20 protein-coding genes and 1 riboswitch are annotated in these 22,281 nt (G+C 71.8%); of the genes, 11 read left to right on the top strand and 9 right to left on the bottom strand.

From position 1 onward, the window contains the following. Nucleotides 1-188 precede the first annotated feature (188 nt). Nucleotides 189-1,982, top strand: coding sequence for an AMP-dependent synthetase/ligase (locus HG542_RS18810; RefSeq protein ID WP_171082939.1), 1,794 nt, complete (start codon nt 189-191; stop codon nt 1,980-1,982). 74 nt (nt 1,983-2,056) lie between these two features. Here the strand turns inward: HG542_RS18810 and HG542_RS18805 are convergent, their stop codons facing one another. Further along, entirely contained in the window at nt 2,057-3,199 is a 1,143-nt protein-coding gene (locus HG542_RS18805; protein ID WP_171082938.1) for a glycosyltransferase family 4 protein, read from the bottom strand. A gap of 125 nt (nt 3,200-3,324) precedes the next feature. Here HG542_RS18805 and HG542_RS18800 point away from each other — a divergent pair, with 125 nt between their 5' ends. Further along, nucleotides 3,325-4,569 (top strand): glycosyltransferase 87 family protein, encoded by a 1,245-nt coding sequence (locus tag HG542_RS18800; protein ID WP_171082936.1) that lies wholly within the window; start codon nt 3,325-3,327, stop codon nt 4,567-4,569. Nucleotides 4,570-4,584: 15 nt separating this feature from the next. On the opposite strand, the gene HG542_RS18795 is transcribed toward HG542_RS18800, so the two are convergent. The 5 genes from HG542_RS18795 to HG542_RS18775 all read right to left on the bottom strand — a co-directional run bounded on the left by HG542_RS18795 (nt 4,585) and on the right by HG542_RS18775 (nt 10,034). Then, the gene (locus HG542_RS18795) at nt 4,585-5,820 is read right to left on the bottom strand and encodes a hypothetical protein (RefSeq protein ID WP_227725137.1); all 1,236 of its coding nucleotides are present in this window, start codon (nt 5,818-5,820) and stop codon (nt 4,585-4,587) included. Nucleotides 5,821-5,868: 48 nt separating this feature from the next. Then, nucleotides 5,869-6,933: a C40 family peptidase gene (locus HG542_RS18790; RefSeq protein ID WP_171082933.1), complete on the bottom strand. Its 1,065-nt coding sequence runs from the start codon at nt 6,931-6,933 to the stop codon at nt 5,869-5,871. A gap of 211 nt (nt 6,934-7,144) precedes the next feature. Next, nucleotides 7,145-8,209 carry a C40 family peptidase gene (locus tag HG542_RS18785; RefSeq protein WP_171082932.1) on the bottom strand — a complete coding sequence of 355 codons (1,065 nt, stop codon included), beginning with the start codon at nt 8,207-8,209 and terminating at the stop codon, nt 7,145-7,147. A gap of 187 nt (nt 8,210-8,396) precedes the next feature. Beyond that, nucleotides 8,397-9,770: an NYN domain-containing protein gene (locus tag HG542_RS18780; protein WP_171083044.1), complete on the bottom strand. Its 1,374-nt coding sequence runs from the start codon at nt 9,768-9,770 to the stop codon at nt 8,397-8,399. A gap of 24 nt (nt 9,771-9,794) precedes the next feature. Further along, nucleotides 9,795-10,034, bottom strand: a complete 240-nt coding sequence (locus tag HG542_RS18775; protein WP_171082930.1) for a hypothetical protein — start codon at nt 10,032-10,034, stop codon at nt 9,795-9,797. Between the two features lie 138 nt (nt 10,035-10,172). Between HG542_RS18775 and HG542_RS18770 the strand changes: the two genes are divergently transcribed. Both HG542_RS18770 and HG542_RS18765 read left to right on the top strand, forming a co-directional pair. Continuing rightward, nucleotides 10,173-10,913 carry a rhomboid family intramembrane serine protease gene (locus HG542_RS18770; RefSeq protein ID WP_171082929.1) on the top strand — a complete coding sequence of 247 codons (741 nt, stop codon included), beginning with the start codon at nt 10,173-10,175 and terminating at the stop codon, nt 10,911-10,913. Then, nucleotides 10,910-11,191, top strand: coding sequence for an Lrp/AsnC family transcriptional regulator (locus tag HG542_RS18765; RefSeq protein ID WP_171082927.1), 282 nt, complete (start codon nt 10,910-10,912; stop codon nt 11,189-11,191). Before HG542_RS18770 ends, HG542_RS18765 begins: the two co-directional genes overlap by 4 nt. Before the next feature lie 11 nt (nt 11,192-11,202). Here HG542_RS18765 and HG542_RS18760 read toward each other — a convergent pair whose 3' ends face one another. Further along, on the bottom strand, nt 11,203-12,564 hold the full coding sequence (locus HG542_RS18760; protein ID WP_171082924.1) for an aminotransferase class V-fold PLP-dependent enzyme: 1,362 nt from the start codon (nt 12,562-12,564) through the stop codon (nt 11,203-11,205). A 189-nt stretch (nt 12,565-12,753) separates the two neighbouring features. Further along, a riboswitch (SAM riboswitch) is annotated at nt 12,754-12,871 on the bottom strand. Between the two features lie 397 nt (nt 12,872-13,268). On the opposite strand from HG542_RS18760, the gene HG542_RS18755 reads away from it, so the two are divergent. The 7 genes from HG542_RS18755 (at nt 13,269) to HG542_RS18725 (ending at nt 20,308) form a co-directional block, all read left to right on the top strand. After that, the gene (locus HG542_RS18755; RefSeq protein ID WP_227725139.1) at nt 13,269-14,264 is read left to right on the top strand and encodes a 3-oxoacyl-ACP synthase III family protein; all 996 of its coding nucleotides are present in this window, start codon (nt 13,269-13,271) and stop codon (nt 14,262-14,264) included. A gap of 124 nt (nt 14,265-14,388) precedes the next feature. Continuing rightward, entirely contained in the window at nt 14,389-15,072 is a 684-nt protein-coding gene (locus HG542_RS18750; protein ID WP_171082922.1) for a hypothetical protein, read from the top strand. Nucleotides 15,073-15,095: 23 nt separating this feature from the next. Then, on the top strand, nt 15,096-16,877 hold the full coding sequence (locus tag HG542_RS18745) for a thiamine pyrophosphate-binding protein (protein ID WP_171082920.1): 1,782 nt from the start codon (nt 15,096-15,098) through the stop codon (nt 16,875-16,877). A gap of 62 nt (nt 16,878-16,939) precedes the next feature. Next, a complete protein-coding gene (locus HG542_RS18740) occupies nt 16,940-17,944 on the top strand; it encodes a phytoene/squalene synthase family protein (protein ID WP_171082917.1) in 1,005 nt (334 codons plus the stop codon). Further along, a complete protein-coding gene (locus HG542_RS18735; RefSeq protein ID WP_171082915.1) occupies nt 17,941-18,954 on the top strand; it encodes a beta-ketoacyl-ACP synthase III in 1,014 nt (337 codons plus the stop codon). The genes HG542_RS18740 and HG542_RS18735 overlap by 4 nt, the downstream gene beginning before the upstream one ends. Nucleotides 18,955-18,962: 8 nt before the next feature. Continuing rightward, nucleotides 18,963-19,205 (top strand): phosphopantetheine-binding protein, encoded by a 243-nt coding sequence (locus HG542_RS18730; RefSeq protein ID WP_171082913.1) that lies wholly within the window; start codon nt 18,963-18,965, stop codon nt 19,203-19,205. 125 nt (nt 19,206-19,330) lie between these two features. Beyond that, nucleotides 19,331-20,308 (top strand): aminotransferase class I/II-fold pyridoxal phosphate-dependent enzyme, encoded by a 978-nt coding sequence (locus HG542_RS18725; protein WP_171082911.1) that lies wholly within the window; start codon nt 19,331-19,333, stop codon nt 20,306-20,308. Between the two features lie 72 nt (nt 20,309-20,380). Here the strand turns inward: HG542_RS18725 and idi are convergent, their stop codons facing one another. Further along, nucleotides 20,381-20,938 carry an isopentenyl-diphosphate Delta-isomerase gene (idi, locus tag HG542_RS18720; RefSeq protein WP_171082909.1) on the bottom strand — a complete coding sequence of 186 codons (558 nt, stop codon included), beginning with the start codon at nt 20,936-20,938 and terminating at the stop codon, nt 20,381-20,383. A 193-nt stretch (nt 20,939-21,131) separates the two neighbouring features. Beyond that, entirely contained in the window at nt 21,132-22,199 is a 1,068-nt protein-coding gene (gene trpD, locus HG542_RS18715; RefSeq protein ID WP_171082908.1) for an anthranilate phosphoribosyltransferase, read from the bottom strand. Between the last annotated feature and the right edge of the window lie 82 nt (nt 22,200-22,281).

The following is a 22,281-nucleotide window of genomic DNA, read 5'->3' as shown; positions in this document are numbered from 1 at the left end:
CTAGGGTTTTGCCCGCAGTCCCGTGGCATGTGACGCAGAGAACATCTGAGCACGACCCCCTATTCGAAAGCTGTACTGGTGGGTAACGTCCGGGCAGTCCACTACCCCCCTGCCTGATCATGGACCGCAGCCGACGACGCGCCCCTCGACGACGCGGCGGCGCCGGCGCCCGACGAGGAGCAGCAGTCTTGCGCGAGTTCAGCCTTCCGGCCTTGTACGAGGTCCCCGCGGACGGCAACCTGACGGATCTCATCCGCCGGAACGCCGCGCAGCAGCCCGATGCCGTCGTCATAGGGCGCAAGGTCGACGGGCGCTGGGAGGACGTGACGGCCGCCGTCTTCCTGGCGGAGGTCCGCGCGGCGGCCAAGGGCCTGATGGCCTCGGGCGTGCAGCCGGGCGACCGGGTCGGCCTGCTCTCGCGCACCCGTTACGAGTGGGCGCTGCTGGACTTCGCCATCTGGAGCGCGGGCGCCGTCACGGTGCCGGTCTACGAGACCAGCTCGCCGGAGCAGATCCAGTGGATCCTCGGCGACTCCGGTGCGGTCGCCTGCATCGTGGAGACCCCGGCGCACGAGGCGTCCGTCGAGTCCGTGCGGGACCGGCTGCCGGATCTCGCCCACGTCTGGCAGCTCGAGCGCGACGGCGTCGAGCGGCTGCGCGCCGCCGGCCAGGGGCTGACGGACGAGGAGGTGGACGAGCGCTCGGCGCTGGCCACCGCGGACTCCGTCGCCACCCTCGTCTACACCTCGGGCACCACCGGCCGCCCCAAGGGCTGCGTGCTCACCCACCGCAGCTTCTTCGCCGAGTGCGGCAACGCGGTGGAGCGGCTCAAGCCGCTGTTCGAGGGCGACTCCTCCGTCCTCCTCTTCCTGCCCGCCGCCCACGTCTTCGGCCGGCTCGTCGAGATCGCCTCGGTCCTGGCGCCCATCAAGCTGGGCATGGTCGGCGACATCAAGAACCTCACGGACGACCTGGCCGGCTTCCGGCCGACGCTGATCCTGGGCGTCCCCCGGGTCTTCGAGAAGGTCTACAACGGGGCCCGGGCCAAGGCCCAGGCGGACGGCAAGGGCAAGATCTTCGACAAGGCCGCGGAGACCGCGATCGCCTACAGCCGCGCCCAGGACACCCCGCAGGGCCCGTCCTTCGGCCTGCGGATCAAGCACAAGGTCTTCGACCGGCTCGTCTACGGGAAGCTCCGCGCGGTGCTGGGCGGCCGGGCCACCCACGCGATCTCCGGCGGCGCCCCGCTGGGCGAGCGCCTCGGCCACTTCTACCGCGGCATCGGCTTCACCGTCCTGGAGGGCTACGGGCTGACCGAGTCCTGCGCGGCGACCGCCTTCAACCCGTGGGACAAGCCGCGGATCGGCACCGTCGGCCAGCCGCTGCCCGGCTCCGTGGTGCGCATCGCGGACGACGGCGAGGTGCTGCTGCACGGCGAGCACCTCTTCACCGGCTACTGGAACAACGAGGCCGCCACCGCGGACGCGCTCTCCGACGGCTGGTTCCACACCGGCGACCTGGGCACGCTCGACGAGGACGGGTTCCTCACGATCACCGGCCGGAAGAAGGAGATCATCGTCACCGCGGGCGGCAAGAACGTCGCCCCGGCGGTGATCGAGGACCGCATCCGCTCCCACGCCCTGATCGCGGAGTGCATGGTCGTCGGCGACGGGCGGCCGTTCGTCGGCGCGCTGATCACCCTGGACGAGGACTTCCTGCCCCGCTGGCTGTCCTCGCACGGCAGGCCGGCCGGGACGACGCCTGCCGAACTGGCCGCGGACCCCGAGCTGCTGGCGGACGTGCAGAAGGCGGTGGACGACGGCAACGCGGCCGTCTCCAAGGCGGAGTCGGTGCGCAAGTTCCGTATCCTGCCGGGCCAGTTCACGGAGGCGTCCGGCCACGTGACGCCGTCGCTGAAGCTCAAGCGCAACGTCGTGGCGAAGGACTTCGCCGACGAGATCGAGGCGATCTACACCGGCTGAAAAACATTGCTCGACGGGTAACCCGACGGGTAAGGGGCTCGCGCCATGGCGCGAGCCCCTTACCTCTTCACCGGTTACAGCAGGGTCTTCAGACGCTCCGCCAGCAGGTCCCAGCGCCAGCGGTCCTCGACCCACGCGCGGCCGCGCTCGCCCATCCGCCGCCGTAGCGCGGGGTCCTGGAGGAGCGTCACGATTCGGTCCGCGGACTCCTCCGCGGAACCGCCCCGTACGACATAGCCCGTCTCGCCGTCGAGCACGGCGTCCGGCGCGCCGCCCGAGTCGCCCGCCACCACCGGCAGGCCCGTCGCGGACGCCTCGAGGTAGACGATGCCGAGCCCCTCCACGTCCAGCCCGCCGCGGCGCGTGCGGCAGGGCATCGCGAAGACATCGCCGGCCCCGTAGTGGGCGGGCAGTTCCTCCCACGGGACGGGCCCGGTGAACCGCACCGCGTGCGCGACGCCCGTCTCCCCGGCCAGCTTCCGCAGCTCCTTCTCGTACGGCCCGCCGCCCACGATCAGCAGCACCGCGTCCGGGACGGCCGCCAGGATCCGCGGCATGGCCAGGATCAGGGTGTCCTGGCCCTTGCGCGGGACGAGCCGGGAGACGCACACGACGACGGGCCGGTCCGCGAGGCCGAGCCGGGCCCGGACCTCGTCGCCGCCGGAGGCCGGATGGAAGGTCTTCTCGTCCACGCCCGGCGGCAGTTGCACCATGCGTGCCGCCGCCTCCTCCGTCAGCGCGGAGGCGATGCGGGAGCGGGTGTACTCCCCCAGATAGGTGATCGTGTCGGTGCCCTCGCCGATCCTGCGCAGCAGCTGCCGGGCCGCGGGCAATTGGGCCCAGCCGGCCTCGTGCCCGTGCGTGGTGGCGACCAGGGTGCGGGCACCGGCCCGGCGCAGCGCCGGTGCCATCAGCCCCAGCGGGGCCGCGGCGCCGAACCAGACGGACGTGCAGCCGTGGGCCTTCAGCAGGGTGGCCGCGCGCCGGGTGACCCTGGGCGTGGGCAGCAGCATGGTCGTCCGGTCCCGGACCACCGTGAACGGCTGCTCGGCGTCGAACCGGGCCGTGGCCTCGGCCCCTTCGCGGCCGTGCTTCCAGGTGGAGGCGTAGACCACGATGCCGGAGGGGTCCAGGCGGAGCGCCATGTTGTGCAGGAACGCCTGGATACCACCGGGCCGCGGCGGGAAGTCGTTGGTGACGATGAGGGTCTTGTGCATCGCCGCCGACAGTACCGGGTGCTCCCAGGACGCCAGACGCGCCACCACACGCCACGTCGTCGCGCGCGGGCAGTCCCTACCGGCATCATGCGTTGCAGGGACGGTGTGGCCGAGAGGACTGGTGGATGATGGTGGCGGGCAGTAGTCTGCGGCTCCCGAGCGTCGTGTGGGCCGTCACCAGGGCCGTTCTGCTGTTGTGCGTGTTCCGGGTGTGGGTGCTGCCCGGCTCCGACGTCTCCGTCGACATCGACGTGATCTACCAGGGCTGGTACGGCGTCCTGCGCACCGGCATCTTCCCGTACGACGACGTCACCTGGCAGTACCCGCCCGCCGCCGCCCTGGCCGTCCTCGCCCCGGGTCTGCTGCCCTTCCTCACCTACTCCCACGCCTTCTTCGTCCTCGCCTTCCTCGCCGACGCGGCGGTCTTCGCGATGCTGCTGCGCGCGGTGCGCCGCAAGGGGCGCAACCCGATGGGCGTGTGGATCTGGGTCGCCGGGGTGCCGCTGCTGGGCCCGATCGTCTACGCCCGCTACGACGTGATGGTCACCGCCGTCGCCGTCGCGGCGCTGCTGACGGCCGGGCGCCGCACCCGGCTGTCGGGGGCGCTGGTCGGCTTCGGCGCCCTGCTGAAGGTCTGGCCGATGCTGCTGCTCGCCGGGACGCAGCGCGGTCCGCGCACCCGCTCCACGTGGAGCGCCGCCGTGGTCACCGTGATGCTGCTGACGATGTTCTTCGCGGCGGCGATGCCGGGCGCGCTGGCCTTCCTGACGTTCCAGCGCGACCGGGGCACGGAGGTGGAGTCCCTCGGGTCGCTCGTCTTCCACCTCGCCCGGCACCTCGGCTGGCACGGCAAGGCGCGCCTCAACTACGGCTCGGTGGAGTTCCTCGGCCGCCATGTGCACGCGGTGAGCGCCCTGGCGCTGGGCCTGAGCGTGCTGGCCTTCGCCTGGCTCCTGCTGTGGCGCCTGCGGGCCCGCCGCTTCACGGGGACGACGCTGTACGACGCGGCCTTCGCGTCGGTGCTGCTGTTCACCACGACGAGCCGCGTGATCAGCCCGCAGTACATGGTGTGGCTGATCGGCCTGGCGGCGGTGTGCGTGGTGATGCGGACGCCGCGGCAGGGGCTGCCGGTGACGCTGGTGATGGTGGCCGCACCGCTGACGCAGCTGGAGTTCCCGATCTGGTTCTCGCACGTGGTGGCGAGCGACAAGCTGGGGGTCGCCACGCTGGTGCTGCGCAACGGGCTGCTGGTGGTGGCGACATGGATCGCGTGCTCCCGTCTGTGGCGCGAGACGGTTCCCGCGCGGCGGGCGGTCACGGGGGAACCGGAGCCGCCGTCGGAGCGGGAGTCGGCCCTGGTGCCGGGGTGACCGGCCCGCGTCGCGTCACCGGCCGAACTGCCCCGCCACATACGCCCGCCACCGTGCCGTGAACTCGTCCGGGCTCACGCCCAGCACCTTCCGCAGCACCTCCTTCGCCGGACGTTTCCGGCCGAACGCCCGGTAGACGTCGACCAGTTTGGCCTCGCTCCACTTCTCCGCGATCATCCGGCACGCCAGCCAGCCGCCCTCGTAGGCCCGCGCCAGGCGCCCCGCCTCCCCGGTGAAGCCGAAGTCCCCGTCCGCCGGGAGCTGTTGCGGGCCCTTCCCCGCGGCCACCGCGTCGGCGAGCTCGGGCGCCGCCTGACGGGCCGTGCGGCCCGTGCCCCGGTACGCGGCCCAGTCCGCGAAGCCCTCCGAGAGCCAGAGCGGCGTCGAGCCGGATGTGGCCGCCCGCGTGGCGACGTGCGCCGTCTCGTGCGTGAGCACGATCCGCCGCCCGAACTCGCCGAGCACCCCGTACGCCTCCGGGTTGACCACGATCCGGTCGGCGGGGGCGGCGGCCGTGCCACCGACCTCCCCGGTGGTGACCGCCGCGATGCCGCGGTAGTTGGCGGCCGGTGCCCCGAGCAGCGCCGCCATCCGGTCCAGCGAGGCCGGCATCTCGATCACGACGCGCCCCGCCCATGTCCCCCGCCAGGCCGTGTCCACGGCCGGCACCGCCCGGTCGGCGAGGTCCGCGAGGGCCTGGAGCCGGGCTCGGTCCTGCCCGGACCCGAGCACCAGGCTGTGCGCGCCCCGCACCGCGGTGACGTCGCCCTGTTCCCACAGCTGCTGCCCCGCCGGGTCCCCGGCGGCCACGTACCAGCGCCCGCCCCGCCCGGCGAACGTCAGCCGGACGGGCACGACGACGGGTGCGGAGTCGTATCCGTCGAGCCGGTAGCGCAGTTCGGCCTCGGCGGCGATCCGGCGGCCCGGTCCGGGCGCGGGGGCGAAGCCGCCCGTGCGGACCAGGCGGTACTCCCAGGACGCCAGCGGCACGGCCGCGAGCCGGGCGAACACCCGCTGCCGGTCGGCCCGGTAGTCCGGCGCCTGCGGGTCCACGGCGGCCAGGTAGGCCTTCTCGTCGTGCTCCCGCACCGCGGCCGACCACCGGTCCAGCACCCGCTGCACGGACCGGGTGTCGCCGTCCGTCCGCTCCGCCGTGTCGGGCGAGCCGCAGCCCGTCAGCCCCTGCAGGGCGAGCAGGCCCGCGGCCAGGGCGCACACCGCCCGCCGTCCGCTCCTCCGCCTGCCCGTCACGCCCGCATCGTACGAGCCGGGCGGGCCCCGGCAGGGGTCAGGGCGCGCTCATGGCCGGGTGACGGACGAAATCGGCATCATGTCGGCCCGGTCGTAGCGCACCCGGGCACCGGGGTAGGGGGCGTGCACGACCTGCCCGTTTCCCACGTACATGCCCACGTGGCTGGCGTCGTCCCGGTAGATCACCAGGTCTCCCGGGCGGGCGTCGGCGAGCGACACATGGCGGCCGGCGTTGCGCTGGGCCTGGGAGGTGCGCGGCAGGCCCACCCCGGCCCGCCCGTACGCCCACTGCATCAGCCCCGAGCAGTCGAAGGAGCCCGGCCCGGTCGCCCCCCAGGCGTAGGGGGAGCCGATCGCCTCGCGGACCGCCATGGCCGCGGCGGCGCCCCGGGAGGAGACCGCGCTGCCGGCGGACGGGCCGAGCAGTCCGCCGAGCGGGCCCGAGGGGCGTTCCTGGCCGCGGGAGGAGCGGGTGTAGGCCTCGCGGTCGTGCCGCGGCAGCGCGTTGAGCAGCCGCCGGGCCGCGGAGAGCCTGCCCTCGACCTCGCGCTTGTGCTGCTCGACGGCCTTGCGGCTGTCCTCCAGCTCGGCCAGGGTGCGGGCGGCGTCGGCGCGCTCCTGGCGCAGCACGCGCTGGGCCTTCAGCAGGGTGTCCAGCTGCTCGGCCTGACGGCCGGTGAGGCGTTCGAGGGTGGCGGCGCGGTCGAGGTAGCCGTCGGGGTCGGAGGACAGCAGGAGTTCGAGGGCCGGGTCCACGGCGCCGTGGCGGTACTGGGCGGCGGCGATCATGCCGAGAGCGGTGCGCATCCTGTTGACCTTCTCCTGGCCGCGGGCCACCCGGTCGGCGGCCTGCTCGGCCCGCTGCCGCAGGGCTGCGGCGCGTTCCCCGGCGGCGTTGAACTTCTCGGTGGCCCGCTCGGCCTGTTCGTAGAGCCGGTCGAGCTGTGCCTTCACCGTCGCCGGTGCCTGGCCGTCGGCGGCCGGGTCCCCGGGCCGGGCGCTCGCGGGGGCCGTCGAGAGGGCGGCTGCGGCGGTGGCCATGGCGGCGGACAGGACGGTGACGCGGACGGTCCGCTGGAGACCGGAATGCGCTGCACGGCGATGGAACGCCACGGGCGGCCGCACTCCCTTCCTCTGAGGGCGGACCCTGCCGCCGGAAGGGCGGACGACTGGCGGGCACCGCGCGCCAGAGGGTAGCGGCGTGATCACCCGTGGTTCAAAGACCCGGACGGGCGGGAAAACCGGCGCCCCGCCGGAGACGCAGGTCACCGGCGGGGCGCGGAGTCAGTCGCGGGGCGCGTGAATTCGCCCGAACGGAGGGGTGTCAGCCGACGCGGACGCCGAACTGGAAGGGCATGTTGCTCATGGCCTCGTAGCGGACGTTCGCACCGGTGCGGGGTGCGTGCAGGACCTGGCCGTTGCCCGCGTAGAGGCCCACGTGGTGCTGGTCGCCGTAGAAGATGACCAGGTCGCCGATCTGGAGCTGGCTCTGGTCGTAGATCTTGGTGCCGTAGTCCGCCTGCTCCTGCGAGGTGCGCGGGAGGGAGACACCGGCCTGGCCGTAGGCCCACTGGGTCAATCCGGAGCAGTCCCACGTGGACATGCCCGTGGCGCCGTACTCGTAGGGCTTGCCCAGCTGGGTCTGAGCCGCCGACAGGGCTGCGCCGCCACGGCCGGAGCCCGCGGGTATGTTCACGCTGCCCGACGAGCCGCCGCCGCTCTTGCCGTTGCTCTTGCCGCCGCCGTTGTCACTGCTGCCGCTGTTCTTGTCCGCACCCGTGATCTCGGCGCGCTCCTTCTCGGAGAAGCCGTCGAGCACCTTCTGCGCGTCGGCCAGCTTGCTCTGGACCTCGTCCTTGCGCTCCTCCCGCGCCTTGCGCGTGGCCTCCAGGTCCGCGAGCTTGGAAGACGCCTCCTCGCGCTGCTGCTTGAGGGTGCGCTGCTTGGCGGCGATCACCCGGAGGGTGTCGGCCTGCTTGGCCGTCAGCTGGTCGAGCGTGGAGGCCTTCTCCAGGAACGTGTCCGGGTCGGAGGAGAGCAGCAGCTGGAGGGTGGGGTCGACGGAGCCGGTGCGGTACTGGGCGGTGGCCATCAGCCCCAGGCTGTCGCGGAGCTTGTTGAGCTCGTCCTGGCCGCGCGCGACCTTGTCCTGGAGGTCGTTGACCTCCTTCTGGAGCTTGTCGTGCTGCTCCTTCGCCCCGTTGTACTTCTCGGTGGCCTGCTCGGCCTCCTCGTAGAGCTGGTCGACCTTGGCCTTGGCATCCGCCTTGGACATCTGCGGATCGGCGTGCGCGGCCTGGGAGGTGAGCGCGACGGCTGCGGCGGCCGTGGCGGTCAGCACGGTGACCCGGGCCCGGCTCGGCGACTTGGGACGACGGTGAGAACCCACGGGGTCGAGCTCCTTCTCAGCTGCTCGGTCACCTTCACCGTCATCCCGAATGGATGATCACCGCGCGAAGGTTCGAGGCCCGACCCTAGTGAGCGGAATGAGATCCTTTCAAATTCTCCTGGGGAAAAACCTCGTCAGTGGGGCATCCTTTACCCATGAGACACAGGGTGTGACCGGCAGTTGACGCTCAGGTACGGGCAAGTCTCTTGAGGAGCAAGGCCGATGAGACCGGCCGCGCGCCCGCCTTGGCGACGCCGTCGGCCACCTCGCGGTCCGTGGAGACCACCACGACCGGGCGCCCGGGCGGCTCGGCCCGCACGATCTGGCGGATGAGCTCGTCGGCCGTCACGCCCGGCTTGCTGAACAGCACCCGGACCCCGCGCGGCGGCGCCAGCAGCACCGGCGCGGCCAGTTCCGCGCCGTCGAAGACACAGGTCACCTCGGCGCCGGTCTGCGCGGCGAGCATGGCGAGGCCGCCCAGCAGCCGCAGCCGCTGCTTGTCCAACGGCATCGTGGGATAGCCGGTCTTGGTGACGTTGTAGCCGTCGACCACCACATGCACCTGAGGCAGCGCCAGCAGTTGGTCGAGCAGCGCCGGGTCGGTCTCCGACAGGGCGCGCGCGGCGATGTCCCGGGGCGTCATGGTGCCCGGCTGCACGGCGTCCACCGTGTCCGCGGGGTGTACGGAGGCGGGTGGCAGGGCCAGTTCGCGGCGCAGCCCCTGGGCCGCGTCCAGCACGGTGTCCAGCAGCAGCCGCAGCCGCATGTCCTCCACGCTGCGGCCCTCGCGCACCGCCCGGCGGCTGCCCTCCAGCGCCGCCTCGGCCTCCGCGAGCCGTGCCTTGATGCGCCGGGTCTCGCCCGCGGCCGCGGCCCGCTCCGCCGCGGCCCCGTCCCGGACGGCCTCCAGCTCGGCCTGCGCCTTGCGCAGGGCGGCCTCGCCGCGGCGCACGTCGCTGACGGCGCTGCGCAGCTTGCGCTGAAGCGATTCGGCCTCCTTGCGCGAGGCCTCCAGTTCGGCGCGGATCCGCTCGGTCTCGGCACGCGACTCGGCACGGGCGGCGGCCAGTTCCTCGCGCAGCCGGTGCAGCTCGCGCTGGGCCTCCTCGCCCGCGCGCTCGGCGCTCGCGCGCTGCGCCTCCTCGCCGGCGGCGGTGACCAGCTTGACCCAGCCGGGCGGGCGCAGCACGAAGGCCATCGCCGCGACGTCCTCCGGATCGGCGGCGGCGGGCGGGGAACCGGCGTCCAGCGCCTCGGCGAGCTCGGAGCCCGTCTCGCGCAGCCGGGCCGAGATGCGCTGCCGGAAGGCGGGGTCGCTCTCCACGGCGGCGGCCATGGCGTTGCCCGCGAACTTGGCCCGACGACTCGGGGTGAAACGGGCGTACTGCCGCAACTGGGGCGGGAGTTCGGCCACCGTCAGGCCGCCGAACGCCTCCGCGACCAGCGCGACGACCTTCCGCCGGATCCCCTCGGGAAGCGGACGGTCGAGCACCTCGGTGACGCCGTCGGCGGCGCCGCCGGCGTCACCGGCCGCCTCCGCACCGTCGTCCGTGTGCTCCACCACCGTTACCGCTCCCGTTCTTCCTCAGGCATCTGCGCCCGGCCGGTCCACCAGTTCGATCTGGTCGACCGCGTTGCACCAGCGGCAACGCACGGACTCGATCGTCTCACTGACCACCTCACGCTCCTCCACCTTGGGCTCGCCCGCCAGGTCGAGGTGCACGTACTCGACGGCCCTGACCGTGCGGGTCACATCGAACCGCGTGAGATTGCCGCACAGCGTGCACCGCCACCGGGTGGTGGCCGTCGGCAGGGGAACGCCCATGATGTCGTCCGTCCTCGTCGTGTGGTGTCCCCGCAACCCTACGCGGCCCGGTGGTCACGGCAGGCGGGGCACCGGCCCCGGCCGCCGGCCCGGCGAGGCACTCTGTGCCGGTTGCGGCCGGTACGCCATGATCTGGTCATGATCGTAAGGGCTGTGCAGCGGTCGGCCGCCCGGTGGGCGGGCCGGCCCGGGACCCCCGTGGTCACCCATGCGGTCCTGGCCGTCTGCTGCACGGTCTTCCTCCTCGGCCCCGCCTCGGGGCTCGACGCCGCCTACGGCACCGGGCCGGACCTCCTCTCCGCGCAGACGGCCTACTTCGCGCGCTGGGGCGTCGTCCCCGCGCAGCTGTGGCACGGCTCCCCGGCCGCGCCCGCGACCCTGCTCACCGCGCTGTTCGTGCACGGCAACTGGCTGCATCTGCTGGGGAACATGCTCTTCCTCCACGTCTTCGGCGCCATGACGGAACAGCGGATGGGCCGCACCCCCTTCGCGTTCTTCTACCTCGCCACCGGCGTCCTGGCCCTGCTGGGCTACGCCGCCGCGCACGCCGACTCCACCCAGACGCTCGTCGGGGCGTCCGGCGCCATCTCGGGCGTGCTCGGCGCGTTCCTCTGTCTCTTCCCCCGGGCCCGCGTCACCAGTCTCTTCCCGTTCCTGTTCTTCCTCCCGCTGCGCTTCCCCGCCTGGGTCGTGCTGCCCTTCTGGTTCGCGCTGCAGTGGATGGCGGCCGGGCAGCACTCGGACGGCCGCCCGGGCGTCGCCTATCTCGCGCACGTGGTGGGCTTCTCGGCCGGGTTCGGCTACGCCTGGGTACGCACGAGACGTGGGGCTAGAGTGAAGAACGCAGCCAGGTCCACTGAAGGAGATACCGAACCGTGATCACTGCGATCGTGCTCATCAAGACCGACGTGGACCGGATCCCGGAGATCGCCGAGACGATCGCCGCCCTGGACGGGGTCAGCGAGGTCTACTCCGTGACCGGCGCCCAGGACCTGATCGCCCTGGTGCGGGTGGCCCGGCACGACGACCTGGCGGACACCATCCCGGGCCGGATCAGCAAGGTCCCGGGCGTGGCGTCCACGGAGACGCACATTGCGTTCCGCACGTATTCCCAGCACGACCTGGAGGCGGCGTTCGCGATCGGCCTGGACTCGTAGGCGACCAGCGCTCAGTTCGACTGCGGGCCGTCCGTGGCCGATCGCGCAGTTCCCCGCGCCCCTTCGGGGCGCACGGCCAACTCCCGAACGGCCCGCAGAAACCGCTCGACATGCTCGTCGGGCGTCCCGACACCGAAGCTGACCCGAACGGCACGCTCGCCCGCCCCCGCACACTCACCGGGCTCTCCGCCCAGGAGAACCCGCACCAACGGGTGCGCACAGAAGAGCCCGTCCCGCACCCCGATCCCGTACTCCGCGGAAAGTGCCGCTGCGAACTCCCCCGCGTCCCACCCCTCGACGACGAAGGACAGCACCCCCACCCGCGGCGCGTCCGGCCCGAACAGCGACAGCACCCCGACCTCCGGCACCTCGGCCAGACCCGCGCGCAGCGCGGCGAGGAGCCTCTGCTCCCGGGCGACGAGCGTCTCGAAGCCCGCCTCGGTGAGCGCCCTGCAGGCGGAGGCGAGCGCGTAGGCGCCGATCACATTGGGCGAACCGGCCTCGTGGCGCGCGGCGTCGGTGTGCCAGTCGACGTCCACCGTGCCGTCGGGCCGCCGTGTGACGGAGCGGCTCGCCCCGCCCCCGGCCAGGTACGGCTCGGCGTCCCGGAGCCAGTCGGCGCGGCCGGCGAGGACACCGGCGCCGAAGGGGGCGTAGAGCTTGTGCCCGGAGAGGGCGACCCAGTCCACGTCGAGTGCGGCGATGTCCACGGGGTGATGCGGGGCCAGCTGGGCGGCGTCGAGCACGACCCGGGCGCCGTGCGCATGGGCGGCGGCGGCGAGTTCGCGCACGGGCCACAGCTCACCGGTCACGTTGGACGCGCCCGTCACGCAGACCAGGGCCGGCCCGTAGGGTGCGCGGTCGGCCAGCGCCCGCTCCAGGATCTCGACCGCGCGCTCCGGGCTGCGCGGCGCGTCGAGGCAGGTGACCTGCGCGCCGCGCCACGGCAGCAGCGCGGCGTGGTGCTCGGTCTCGAAGACGAACACCCGGCAGTCCGCGGGGAGTACGGCCGCGAGGAGGTTGAGCGAGTCGGTGGTGGAGCGGGTGAAGACGACCTGGTCGCCCGGACGGCAGCCGAGGAAACGGGCCACGTCGGCCCGGCTGGTCTCGAACAGGTCGGTGGACAGCTGCGAGAGGTGCCCGGCACCGCGGTGCACGCTGCCGTAGTAGGGCGCGTACGCGGCGACGTCGTCCCACACGCGCTGCAGCGCGGGCGCGCTGGCGGCGTAGTCGAGGGCGGCGTACGGCACTTCGCCCCCGGAGGCGAGCGGCACGCGCACATCGCACCCGAGGACGGGCAGGGGGCCGGGCTCGGCGGCAGGGGCGGTGACGGAAGCGGCGGTGACCGAAGTGGCGGCAGGGCATGCGGACATGGCGAACTCTCCCGGCGGGGCAGGCGGATGGCGTGGACGACGCACCCGCGGCGCAGTGCGCAGCACGGTGTGCGGAGAACGGCCCGCGCGGCGGAGGCACGCGCAGGACCACGGGAACGGGCCGCAGGCCCTAGCGCATTCGCAGAATCACGGAAGGAACTCCCTCGACGACCAGGATCCCTGGCGAGGGATCCGCGCTTGCCGCAGACCCGGTTGTCTGCGGCCCGGTCATCACCCGGGGCACCCCGCCACGGACGGAGGGTTGCCGGACAGCGGGCCGGGGCCTGTGTCGCTGTCACTCGTGACCTGGCGAGGAGTATGGCACAGCCCTCGCGCCACGGACACCGGCCGTCCGGGTCGTGGACACCGCTTTGTCGAACAGAGCGGGCTCCGGACATAAAGGACCGCACACGATCCGGATTAATCGATCGTTCGCCCGCACAGTCGACGTTCCATCCAATCGCGAACACATCATCCCGGATTGCGGAATCATAAATTCCACTAGAGCCGAAATCAATACGTTACTCGAGCGAGATTCAACCGTTACCGACGCGAACATAGAGTCGCTCGTATCTGGAACGCCGAACGAACAATCAAGTGACCTGGGGGGCGGTCGTGTTCGTCCAGCTCCTTGCGCATGCCTTTGCCCAGGCCTGCCGAGCCCCCCTTTCTGTCTCCACCGAGATAAAGACGGGGAACTGCCAGTGAGCTCCACACGCATCGTTGACGTCGTCAACTTCATGCCGGAACGAGTGGTCCGCAACAGTGAGCTCACACACGACGGTCACGACCTGGGCGAGCACAAATTCTTCGCCGGCGTGAACGAGCGGCGATTCGCCTCGCCGGATTACACCTCGGCCGAACTCGGCACCGCCGCCCTCAGAAAGCTCCTGGACCGCAACGGCGTGCGCGCCGAGGACCTGGACCTGATCATCTGCGCGGCCCAGTTCAACGACGCCTTCTCCCCCGGTATCGGCACCGCCGTCCAGCACGCGGTCGGCGCGACCTCGGCCGCCGTCCTGCACATCGAGAACGGCTGCTGCTCCTGGATCTCCGCGCTCAACACGGCCCGGGCGTTCATCGATTCGGGCCACTACCGCAGGATCGCCATCGTCACCGTCACCAACTTCATCTCGCGGCTGACGGAGTTCCAGAAGTCGCCGGAGTCCTGGGTGCTCGGCGACGGCGCGTCCGCGACCCTGGTGGCCTCCGGGTCGCCGACCATCCTGTCCCTCCACGAGCAGGCGTTCGGCCAGAACTGGGGCGCCCTGCGCGTCGAGCCGGAGGCCGTCGGCGAGCAGCAGCTGCCGCACTGGGAGCGCGGCACCGGCCCGCTCACGGTGAAGTTCAGCCCGAAGATGCTGGCCCGGCTGTGGGCCGTGACGATGGAGTGCCTGCCGGAGGCGGCCGGCGCCGCGCTGGACAAGGCCGGGCTGACGGCCGACGACATCTCGTGCCTGATCACCCACCAGCCCAACGAGAGCTACATCGCCGAATGGCGCAAGCGCATCGGCGTCGACGCCGCGCGGGCCCACGACACGCTCTCCGTCTACGGCAACATGTTCCAGAGTTCCCTGCCCGTCACCTTCGCCGACGCCCTGGAAAAGAAGAAGATTTCCACCGGCGACGTGATCGCCTTCGCCACTTTCACGCACGGCGGCGAGCAGGTGTCGTCCATGGTCTGGCGCTGGACCGACTGAGTCCCGGCACCGGAATTCCCTTCCCTCTTTTCAACTGCCTGTGCAACTGCGTCCGCCGCGTTTGCACGTCCCTTTTTGCACACCCTCTTGCACGTCCTCTTGCACGCCTTATCCAGGAGCAATCATGTACGAGCGCGTCCCCGACGAGTCCGGCCTCATGCAGAACTACCGGCTCGACAGTTCCGACCTGGCCGACCTCGGTCTCACCTGGAGCGAGACCATCAGCGGCGAGGACATGATGAAGCTCATGCAGGGCATGACCAAGGAGTCGTACTCGCACGACGAGATCTACGGTCAGTACTGCCCGCTCTCGACGCACATCGACGTCCCGTACGACATCGTCTTCGAATACGCCGCCAACTCCCGCGCGCTGGCGGAGTGGACGTACAGCATCCGGAACATGAAGCACCTCGGCGGCGGTCTCTACCGCGCCGACGAGATGATCCAGCCGAACACCGAGATCTACATCCGCACCGACGCCCAGAAGGGCCCCGACATGGGCACGGTCGTCTACCCGTGCGCCTGGGACCAGGGCCACGAGCTGTGGATGCGCTACTACCTGACCATCATCGACTCGGCCAAGGTCTTCAACAAGCCGGGCACCGTGGTGCTGTGGACCAACTGCAAGCACCCCTACTACGACCGCAACACCCCGAACGTGCCGGACTACATCGCCGAGGGCCGCGCCCGCACCGACCGGGTCTGGGTCGGTGACATCTGGCCGCTGTTCCACGCCGGCCACACCCTCGAGATCAACAACATGAAGAAGATCCTCGAGCACCGCTTCGGCACCACGGCCAAGGCCTAGTCAACCGTCAACGGGGGTACACCATGCGGATAGCCGACGCATTAGTCACGACACTGCGCGACCTCGACACCCGCTACGTCTTCGGCGTCAGCGGCGCGAACATCGAGCACTTCCACGACGCCGTCGAACGGCTGGGCCGCGGGCGGCTGTCCGCGGTCCTCACCAAGCGCGAGGACGGCGCCGCCTTCATGGCCGACGCGCGTGCCCGGGTCCACCGGACCCTGGGCGTCTGCTGCTCGACCTCCGGCGGCGGCATGATGAATCTCGTCGCCGGCCTCGCCGAGTCGCACGCCGAATCGGTGCCCGTGCTGGCCCTGGTGGGCCAGCCGCCGGCCGCCCTGGACGGCCGCGGCTCGTTCCAGGACTCGTCCGGCATCGGCCGGACCGTCGACGCCCTCCCGCTGCTGGCCGCGGTCACCAAGAAGACGCTGCGGCTGACCGATCCCGCCCTGTTCTGGGAGCAGTTGAGGGACGCGATCGGGACCGCCCTCAGCGGGCGGATGGGCCCGGTGGCCCTGCTCGTCCCGCGCGACTCCTACGAGCTGGAGGTGGGCCCCGTGCCCGCCGACTGGCCGCAGGACCTCGCGGGCTTCGTCCGGCAGCAGCCGGTCGACGCCGACGACGTGGCCGCGCTCTTCCGCCGGCTGCGGGAGGCCACCGCCCCCGTGCTGCTGATCGGCCACGGGGTGCGCCGGTCCACCAACCCCGGTGCCGTGGTGCGCTTCGCGCAGCAGGCCGGGATCCCGGTGATGACCACCATGGGCGCCCGCGGCGAGTTCCCCAACGACGACCCGCTGCACTTCGGCGTGGTCGGCGCCGGAGGCAACCCCTCCGCCGCCGCCTACCTCACGGACACCGCCGACTGCGTGGTCCTCGCGGGCACCGGGCTGGCCGCGATGACGCGCAGCGCACTGCGCGGCTGGGACCCGCAGAAGGCCGTGGCGGTCAACATCGACCCGGGCGAGATCCGCCGGTCCTCGCTCGCCGACACCGTCGTCGAGGGCGATGCGGGCGTGGTCTTCGGGCAGCTGCTCGACCTGCTGGACGCCGACCCGTTCACCGCGCCGCCGGTCGTCGGCTACGAGATCACCCGCTTCGTCCCGCGCCTGGCCGAGCCCATCCCGGGCCGGGAGGCGGATCCCGACGTGCTGCTGCAGAGCGAGGCCGTCGCCATCCTGGAGGAGCACCTGCCCGTGGACGGGCACCTGCTCTACGACGCCGGCAACTGCGCCGTCGCGTCCATGCACTACGCCTCCGTGCCGCGCGGTTCGTCCTCCACCATCGCGCTCGGCAGCGGCGGCATGGGCTACAGCATCGCGGCCGCGATCGGCGCCCAGCTCGGCACCGGCCGCGGGACGCGCACGGTGGTCTTCTGCGGCGACGGCGCGTTCCTGATGAGCGGTCTGGAGATCCACACCGCCGTCGAACTCGGCCTGCCCATCCTGTACGTCGTCTTCAACAACGGCATGCACGGCATGTGCGCGTCCCGGCAGCAGACCTTCTTCGACTCCCGCATCACGGCCGTGGACTACACCCCGGTCGATGTGCCGGCCGTGGCCCGGGGGCTGGGATCCCCCGGCCGGCTGTGGACCGGCAGCGCGGGAACGGCACCCGAACTGACCGGGCAGCTGGAGGAGTACCGGCGGAGCGCATGCCCGACCGGTGTCCTCGAACTCCGCCTGACGACCGAGGAAGTGCCGCCGTTCGCCAACTTCCTCCCGGCGGACGAGCCCACGATGCCGGCCAAGACGTCGTGGCGGATCCCGGCCACGCTCCGGAGCACCGGATCGATGACCCCGGCCTAGGGACCGGACCCCCCCCACCACACCATCCAGCACCCAGCATTCAGCACACAGGAAGAGCCACTATGACTGTGCATGAGCTCGATCTCGCGGGGATAACGGACTCCGGACTGCGCGCCGACTACCTCAAGAGCTCCCGGCTGTTCCGTGACATCGGCCGTGGACGCTTCCTCGGCCGCTATATGTTCCCCGCGGCCAAGCGGCCCTACTTCGACACCTTCTTCTCGTTCGTCTGCTACGTCGACGACCTGGTCGACGACGTCAACCGCAGCCTGGAGGTGCGCAAGCAGCGCCTCGACGAGTTCGAGCGCGCCTACCTGGCGGCCTGCGACGGCGAGGAGATCGAGACCGACGGCCCGCCGTCCGGCGACCACGTGGCCGACGCCGCCCTCTCCCGGGCCCTGGTGCACATGATGCGCACCTGGGACCTTCCCTACCGGGACGTCCCCCGGTTCGTCCAGGCGCAGCGCGAGGCCCTCACCACGTACGAGTACGCGACGTACGAGGAGATGGACCCGTTCATCCAGGGTGTCACCCTGCTCCCGGCCGTCTGGATCAACGGGCTCTTCGAGCCGCAGAGCGAGGACTCCGAGGAGCTGTGCCGGCACACCATCACGGCCTTCCAGCTCCTGGACTTCGCCTGGGACGTGCAGGAGGACCTCGAACTCGGCCGTCTCTACCTGCCGTTGGAGGACCTCACCAAGTTCGGCCTGGACCGCACGTCGCTGGCCCGTGAGGTCGGCAGCGGGCACGTGAGCGAGGCCGTGCGCGAGCTGATGAAGTTCGAGATCGACCGGGCCGTCGGGCACCTGGACGCCGGGCGCGCCTGGGGGCGGACGCTGCACCCGACCTCGCGGACGTTCGTCGACCTGGACATCGAGACGCACCGGCAGATGGCGGTCGAACTGGTCAAGGACGACTACGCGTTCTTCGGCCGGCCGAAGAAGGGCCTCGGCTTCAACTCGGCGAAGATCGCCCCGCGCACGGCCGCGGCCGCCGCCCGCGCCAAGCGCATCAACCGCGAGGCGGAGCAGTCCGGTTACCGGATCCGCCGCCCGTGGTCGGCATGACGCGAACCGCCGTCGTCAGCGGTCTCGGGGCATGGGTCCCGCCGCACGTCGTCACCAACGACATGCTGGCGGCGGAACTCGACACCTCCGACGAATGGATCAGGACCCGGACCGGCATCGCCCAGCGGCACATCGCCGGTCCGGGCGTCGCCACCAGCCGGCTCGCCGTCGAGGCGGGCCGGCGGGCCCTCGCGTCCGCGGGGGTCGACGGGGTGGACGTGGTGGTGCTGGCGACCAGCACCCCCGACCGCCCCTGCCCGGGGACGGCCCCCGTGGTCGCCGCCGAGCTGGGCCTGGGCGGCGTCGGCGCCTTCGACGTGGCCGCCGTGTGCACGGGCTTCGTGTACGCGCTGGCCACGGCGGCGGGCCTGATCGCCACCTCGGTGGCGCGCAGCGCACTGGTCATCGGGGCCGACACCTTCTCGACGATCCTCGACCCCGCGGACCGCACCACCCGCGTCATCTTCGGCGACGGGGCCGGTGCCATGGTGCTGCGGGCCGGGGACGCGGCGGAGCCGGGCGCACTGCTCGGCTTCGACCTGGGCAGCGACGGCCGGGGCACGGACCTCATCACCGTCCGCGCGGGCGGCTCGGAGCAGCGCAGCCGGGAGGCGGCGGTGCCGGAGGCGGACACGTACTTCCGGATGGACGGGCCGCAGGTGTTCACCCGCGCCGTCCGGTACATGACCGGCTCGGTGCGCAGCACGCTGGACCGGGTGGGGTGGACGGCCGAGGACGTCGGCGCCGTCGTCCCGCACCAGGCCAACGTCCGCATCCTCGACACCTGCGCGCGCGAACTGGGCATCCCCGTCGAGCGCGTGGTCAAGAACATCGACCGGGTCGGCAACACCGTGGCCGCGTCCATTCCGCTGGCCCTCGCCGACGCGGCGGTCGGCGGGCGGCTGAAGACGGGGGAACGGGTGGTGCTGACGGGCTTCGGCGGCGGCCTCACCTGGGGCTCCGCGGCCCTGACCTGGCCGGACATCAACATCGGACTGCAGGAACAGTGAGGAAAACGATGGAGACTCTGAACAACCGGCTCGACGCCCTGCTCCAGGAGCGCTTCCCGCAGGCCGCCGCCGCACTGGCCGGCGGCGCCACCTTCCAGGAGGCGGGCGTGGACTCCATGGGCGTGGTCGAGTTCATCGTCACCGTGGAGCGCCACTTCGACCTGCCGATGCTCGACGGCAACGAGTTGAGCGGGACGTCGACGCTGGACGATGCGCGCGAACTCATCGCGTCCAAGAGCGCGGTGGCCTGAGGGACTGGTCGCGCCCCGAAGGGGCGCTGGGGGCACCTCCCAGCGGTAGCTGGGGGAGGAACTGCGCGACCAGCCACATCGAGCCCGCAGCCGACGACGCACGCCCGTCCGTCCAGGAGGACACATTGCAGCACCTCTTGATGCTCAACGAGAACCCCCTGCCCCCACTGCCCTCCGTCGCCGAGGAGATCACCCGGCAGGTCGGCCGGGTGAACCGCTACCCGGAGTTCTTCCCGGACCACCTGAAATCGGCGATAGCCACCTGGCTCGGACTGCCCGGTGACCAGGTCGTCGTCGGCGCCGGATCCGTGGGGGTGGCCCTCCAGGCGCTGCAGGCGGCCGTCCGGCCCGGCCGCCAACTCGTCTACGGCTGGCGGAACTTCGACGCCTACCCGCTGCTGGCCCGGATGGCGGGCGCCCGCCCCGTCGAGGTCCCGCTGCTGCCCGGCGGCCATCAGGACATCACCGCCATCGCCAAGGCGGCCGCCGCCGACACCGGCGCCGTCATCATCTGCAATCCGCACAACCCGACGGGACAGCGGGTCGACGCCGACGAGGTCAGGGAGCTCATCGCCTCGGTCCCGTCCGACACCGTGGTCGTCCTGGACGAGGCCTATATCGAGTTCGTCCCGGCCGGCGAGCGGCCCCCGTCGGTGGAGTGGACCCGGGAGTTCCCCAACCTGCTGGTGCTGCGCACCTTCTCCAAGGCCTACGGACTGGCGGGCATGCGCGTCGGCTACGGGGTCGCGAGCCCCGGGCTCGCCGGGCGCATCAACGCGTTCCAGCTGCCGTTCGCCATGAGCTCGCTGTCCGTGGCCGCCGTGGAGGCCTCCCTGAAGGCGGAGGACGAATTGCGGGAGCGGGTGGCCTTCCTGGTCTCCGAGCGGGAGCGGGTGCTGGCAGGCCTGCGCTCCGCGGACTGGGCGGCGCTGCCGAGCCACACCAACTTCTTCTGGCTCGACGAGCCGGAGCGCGTCGAGCAGGTGCGCACCCGGCTGGAAGCCGCCGGCGTTGCCGCGCGCCACTACCCGGGCGAGGGCGTGCGGATCACCGTCGGGGACCGGGCCGCGAACGACGCCGTGCTCGGGGCCCTCACACACTGACGGCCCCCGTCCGGCCCGGCCCCCGTGCGGGGTCGGGGCCGGAGGAGGCCGTCCGCCGGAAAGGCGCGCGGTTCACCAGCCGCCGGAGGGCGCGATCTTCCGGATGCCCGGCAGCGCCGCCTCCATCACGGTGGGGAACCAGGCCGAGAACTCCTTCTCCGCCTGCAGGGCCTTGAGTTCGTCCTGGGTGACGAAGCGGGTGTCGTGCACCTCCTCGGGGTCGGGCTCGCACGCCTGGGCGACCGTGCCGACGAAGAGGTGGTTGTACTCCTGCTCCACCAGGCCGGAGATCTCGTCCGGGTGGTTGTAGGTCACCGTGCCGGCCGGGACGAGGGTGATCTCCGTCAGCCCGAGCTCCTCGCGGGTGCGCCGGGCGGCCGCGGCCTCGGGGACCTCGCCCGGGTAGGGGTGGCCGCAGCAGGTGTTGGACCAGACTCCCGGCGAGTGGTACTTCGTGAGCGCCCGCTGCTGGAGCAGCATGCGGCCCTCACCGTCGAAGAGAAAGACCGAGAAGGCCCGGTGCAGTTTTCCCGGGGCCTGATGTGCTGCCAGCTTTTCTTCGGTGCCGATGGTCTCCCCGTCGGAATTGACCAGTTCCAGCAGAATGGGGCTGATTTCCGGAAGTGTCACAGTCGAACCTTTGCTTCGGCCGAATACAGCGTTGTACGGGCGTCGTTGAGGTGGGCACCGACGACGCCGAATGGTGCGGACAACTCAAAACAGCAAAGTGATCGTAACAGCAATTCGATGGCCGTGACCGGCTTTCTCCGGGCCCATTTTCTTTATCGGACCCGGAGAGCCCGGAGAGAAAAAGAAACACGGCTCAGGCGTTGCTGGCGGCCACCCAGCGGTCCAGGGCGGCCTTGGCGGCGCCCGAGTCGATCGCCTCCGCGGCCTTCGCCATCCCGGCGGCGATCTGCTCCGCGAGAGGGGCGTCCGAGGGCTCCAGCGCGGTCAGCGCCGCGGCCGAGTTGAGCAGCACGGCATCCCGCACCGGCCCCCGCTCGCCGTTCAGCAGCCGGCGGGCCACGTCCGCGTTGTACGAGGCGTCCGCGCCCTTCAGCGCCTCGATCGGCATCAGCCGGATGCCCACGTCCCGCGGGTCGAAGGTGGAACGCCGCACCTCGCCGTCGCGCACGGCCCACACCGTGGACGTGCCCGTGATGGTCAGCTCGTCCAGGCCGTCGTCCCCCCGGAAGACCAGGGCGGACGAACCCCGTTCGGCGAGCACCCCGGCGAGGATGGGCGCCATCCGGGCGTCCGCGACCCCGGTGGCCTGGGCCCGGACCCGGGCCGGGTTGGTCAGCGGGCCGAGGAAGTTGAAGAAGGTGGGGATGCCCAGCTCCCTGCGGGCGGCGGCCACGTAGCGCAGCGCCGGGTGGAACTTCACGGCGAAGCAGAAGGTGATGCCGGCCTCGGCGGCCACCTCCTCCACCCGCCGCGGGGTGAGTTCGAGGTTGACGCCCAGCTTCTCCAGCACGTCCGAGGCGCCGGAGGCGCTGGACGAGGCCCGGTTGCCGTGCTTGACGACGCGGGCGCCGGTTCCGGCCACGACGACGGCCGACATCGTGGAGATGTTGACCGTCTTCGCCCGGTCGCCGCCGGTGCCGACGATGTCGACGGTGGGCCCCGGCACCTCGATCAGGTTGGCGTGCTCGTACATCGTGCGCACCAGGCCGGCGATCTCCCCGACCGTCTCGCCCTTGGCCCGCAGCGCCACCGCGAAACCCGCGATCTGCGCGTTCGTCGCCTCGCCGCGCATGATGCGGTCCATGGCCCACGCGGTGGTGTCCGTGCTCAGGTCCTGTCCGGCCAGCACCGCGCTCAGAACGTCCGGCCAGCTCTGCAGAGTGCCTTCGGCAGGAGAGCCGGCGGGGGGAACGGTGTTCATACTCCACGCTCCTGAGTGCGACGGGCCTTGGGACCCACCCTATCGGCGTCCCCCGGCTCCCCGGGACGCCGATAGGGCACCG

It is taken from the genome of Streptomyces morookaense, from assembly GCF_013030945.1.
Taxonomy (GTDB): Bacteria; Actinomycetota; Actinomycetes; order Streptomycetales; family Streptomycetaceae; genus Streptomyces; species Streptomyces morookaensis.
The sequence above is the reverse complement of the archived record's forward strand: the minus strand, read 5'-3'. Positions and strand labels throughout refer to the sequence as shown.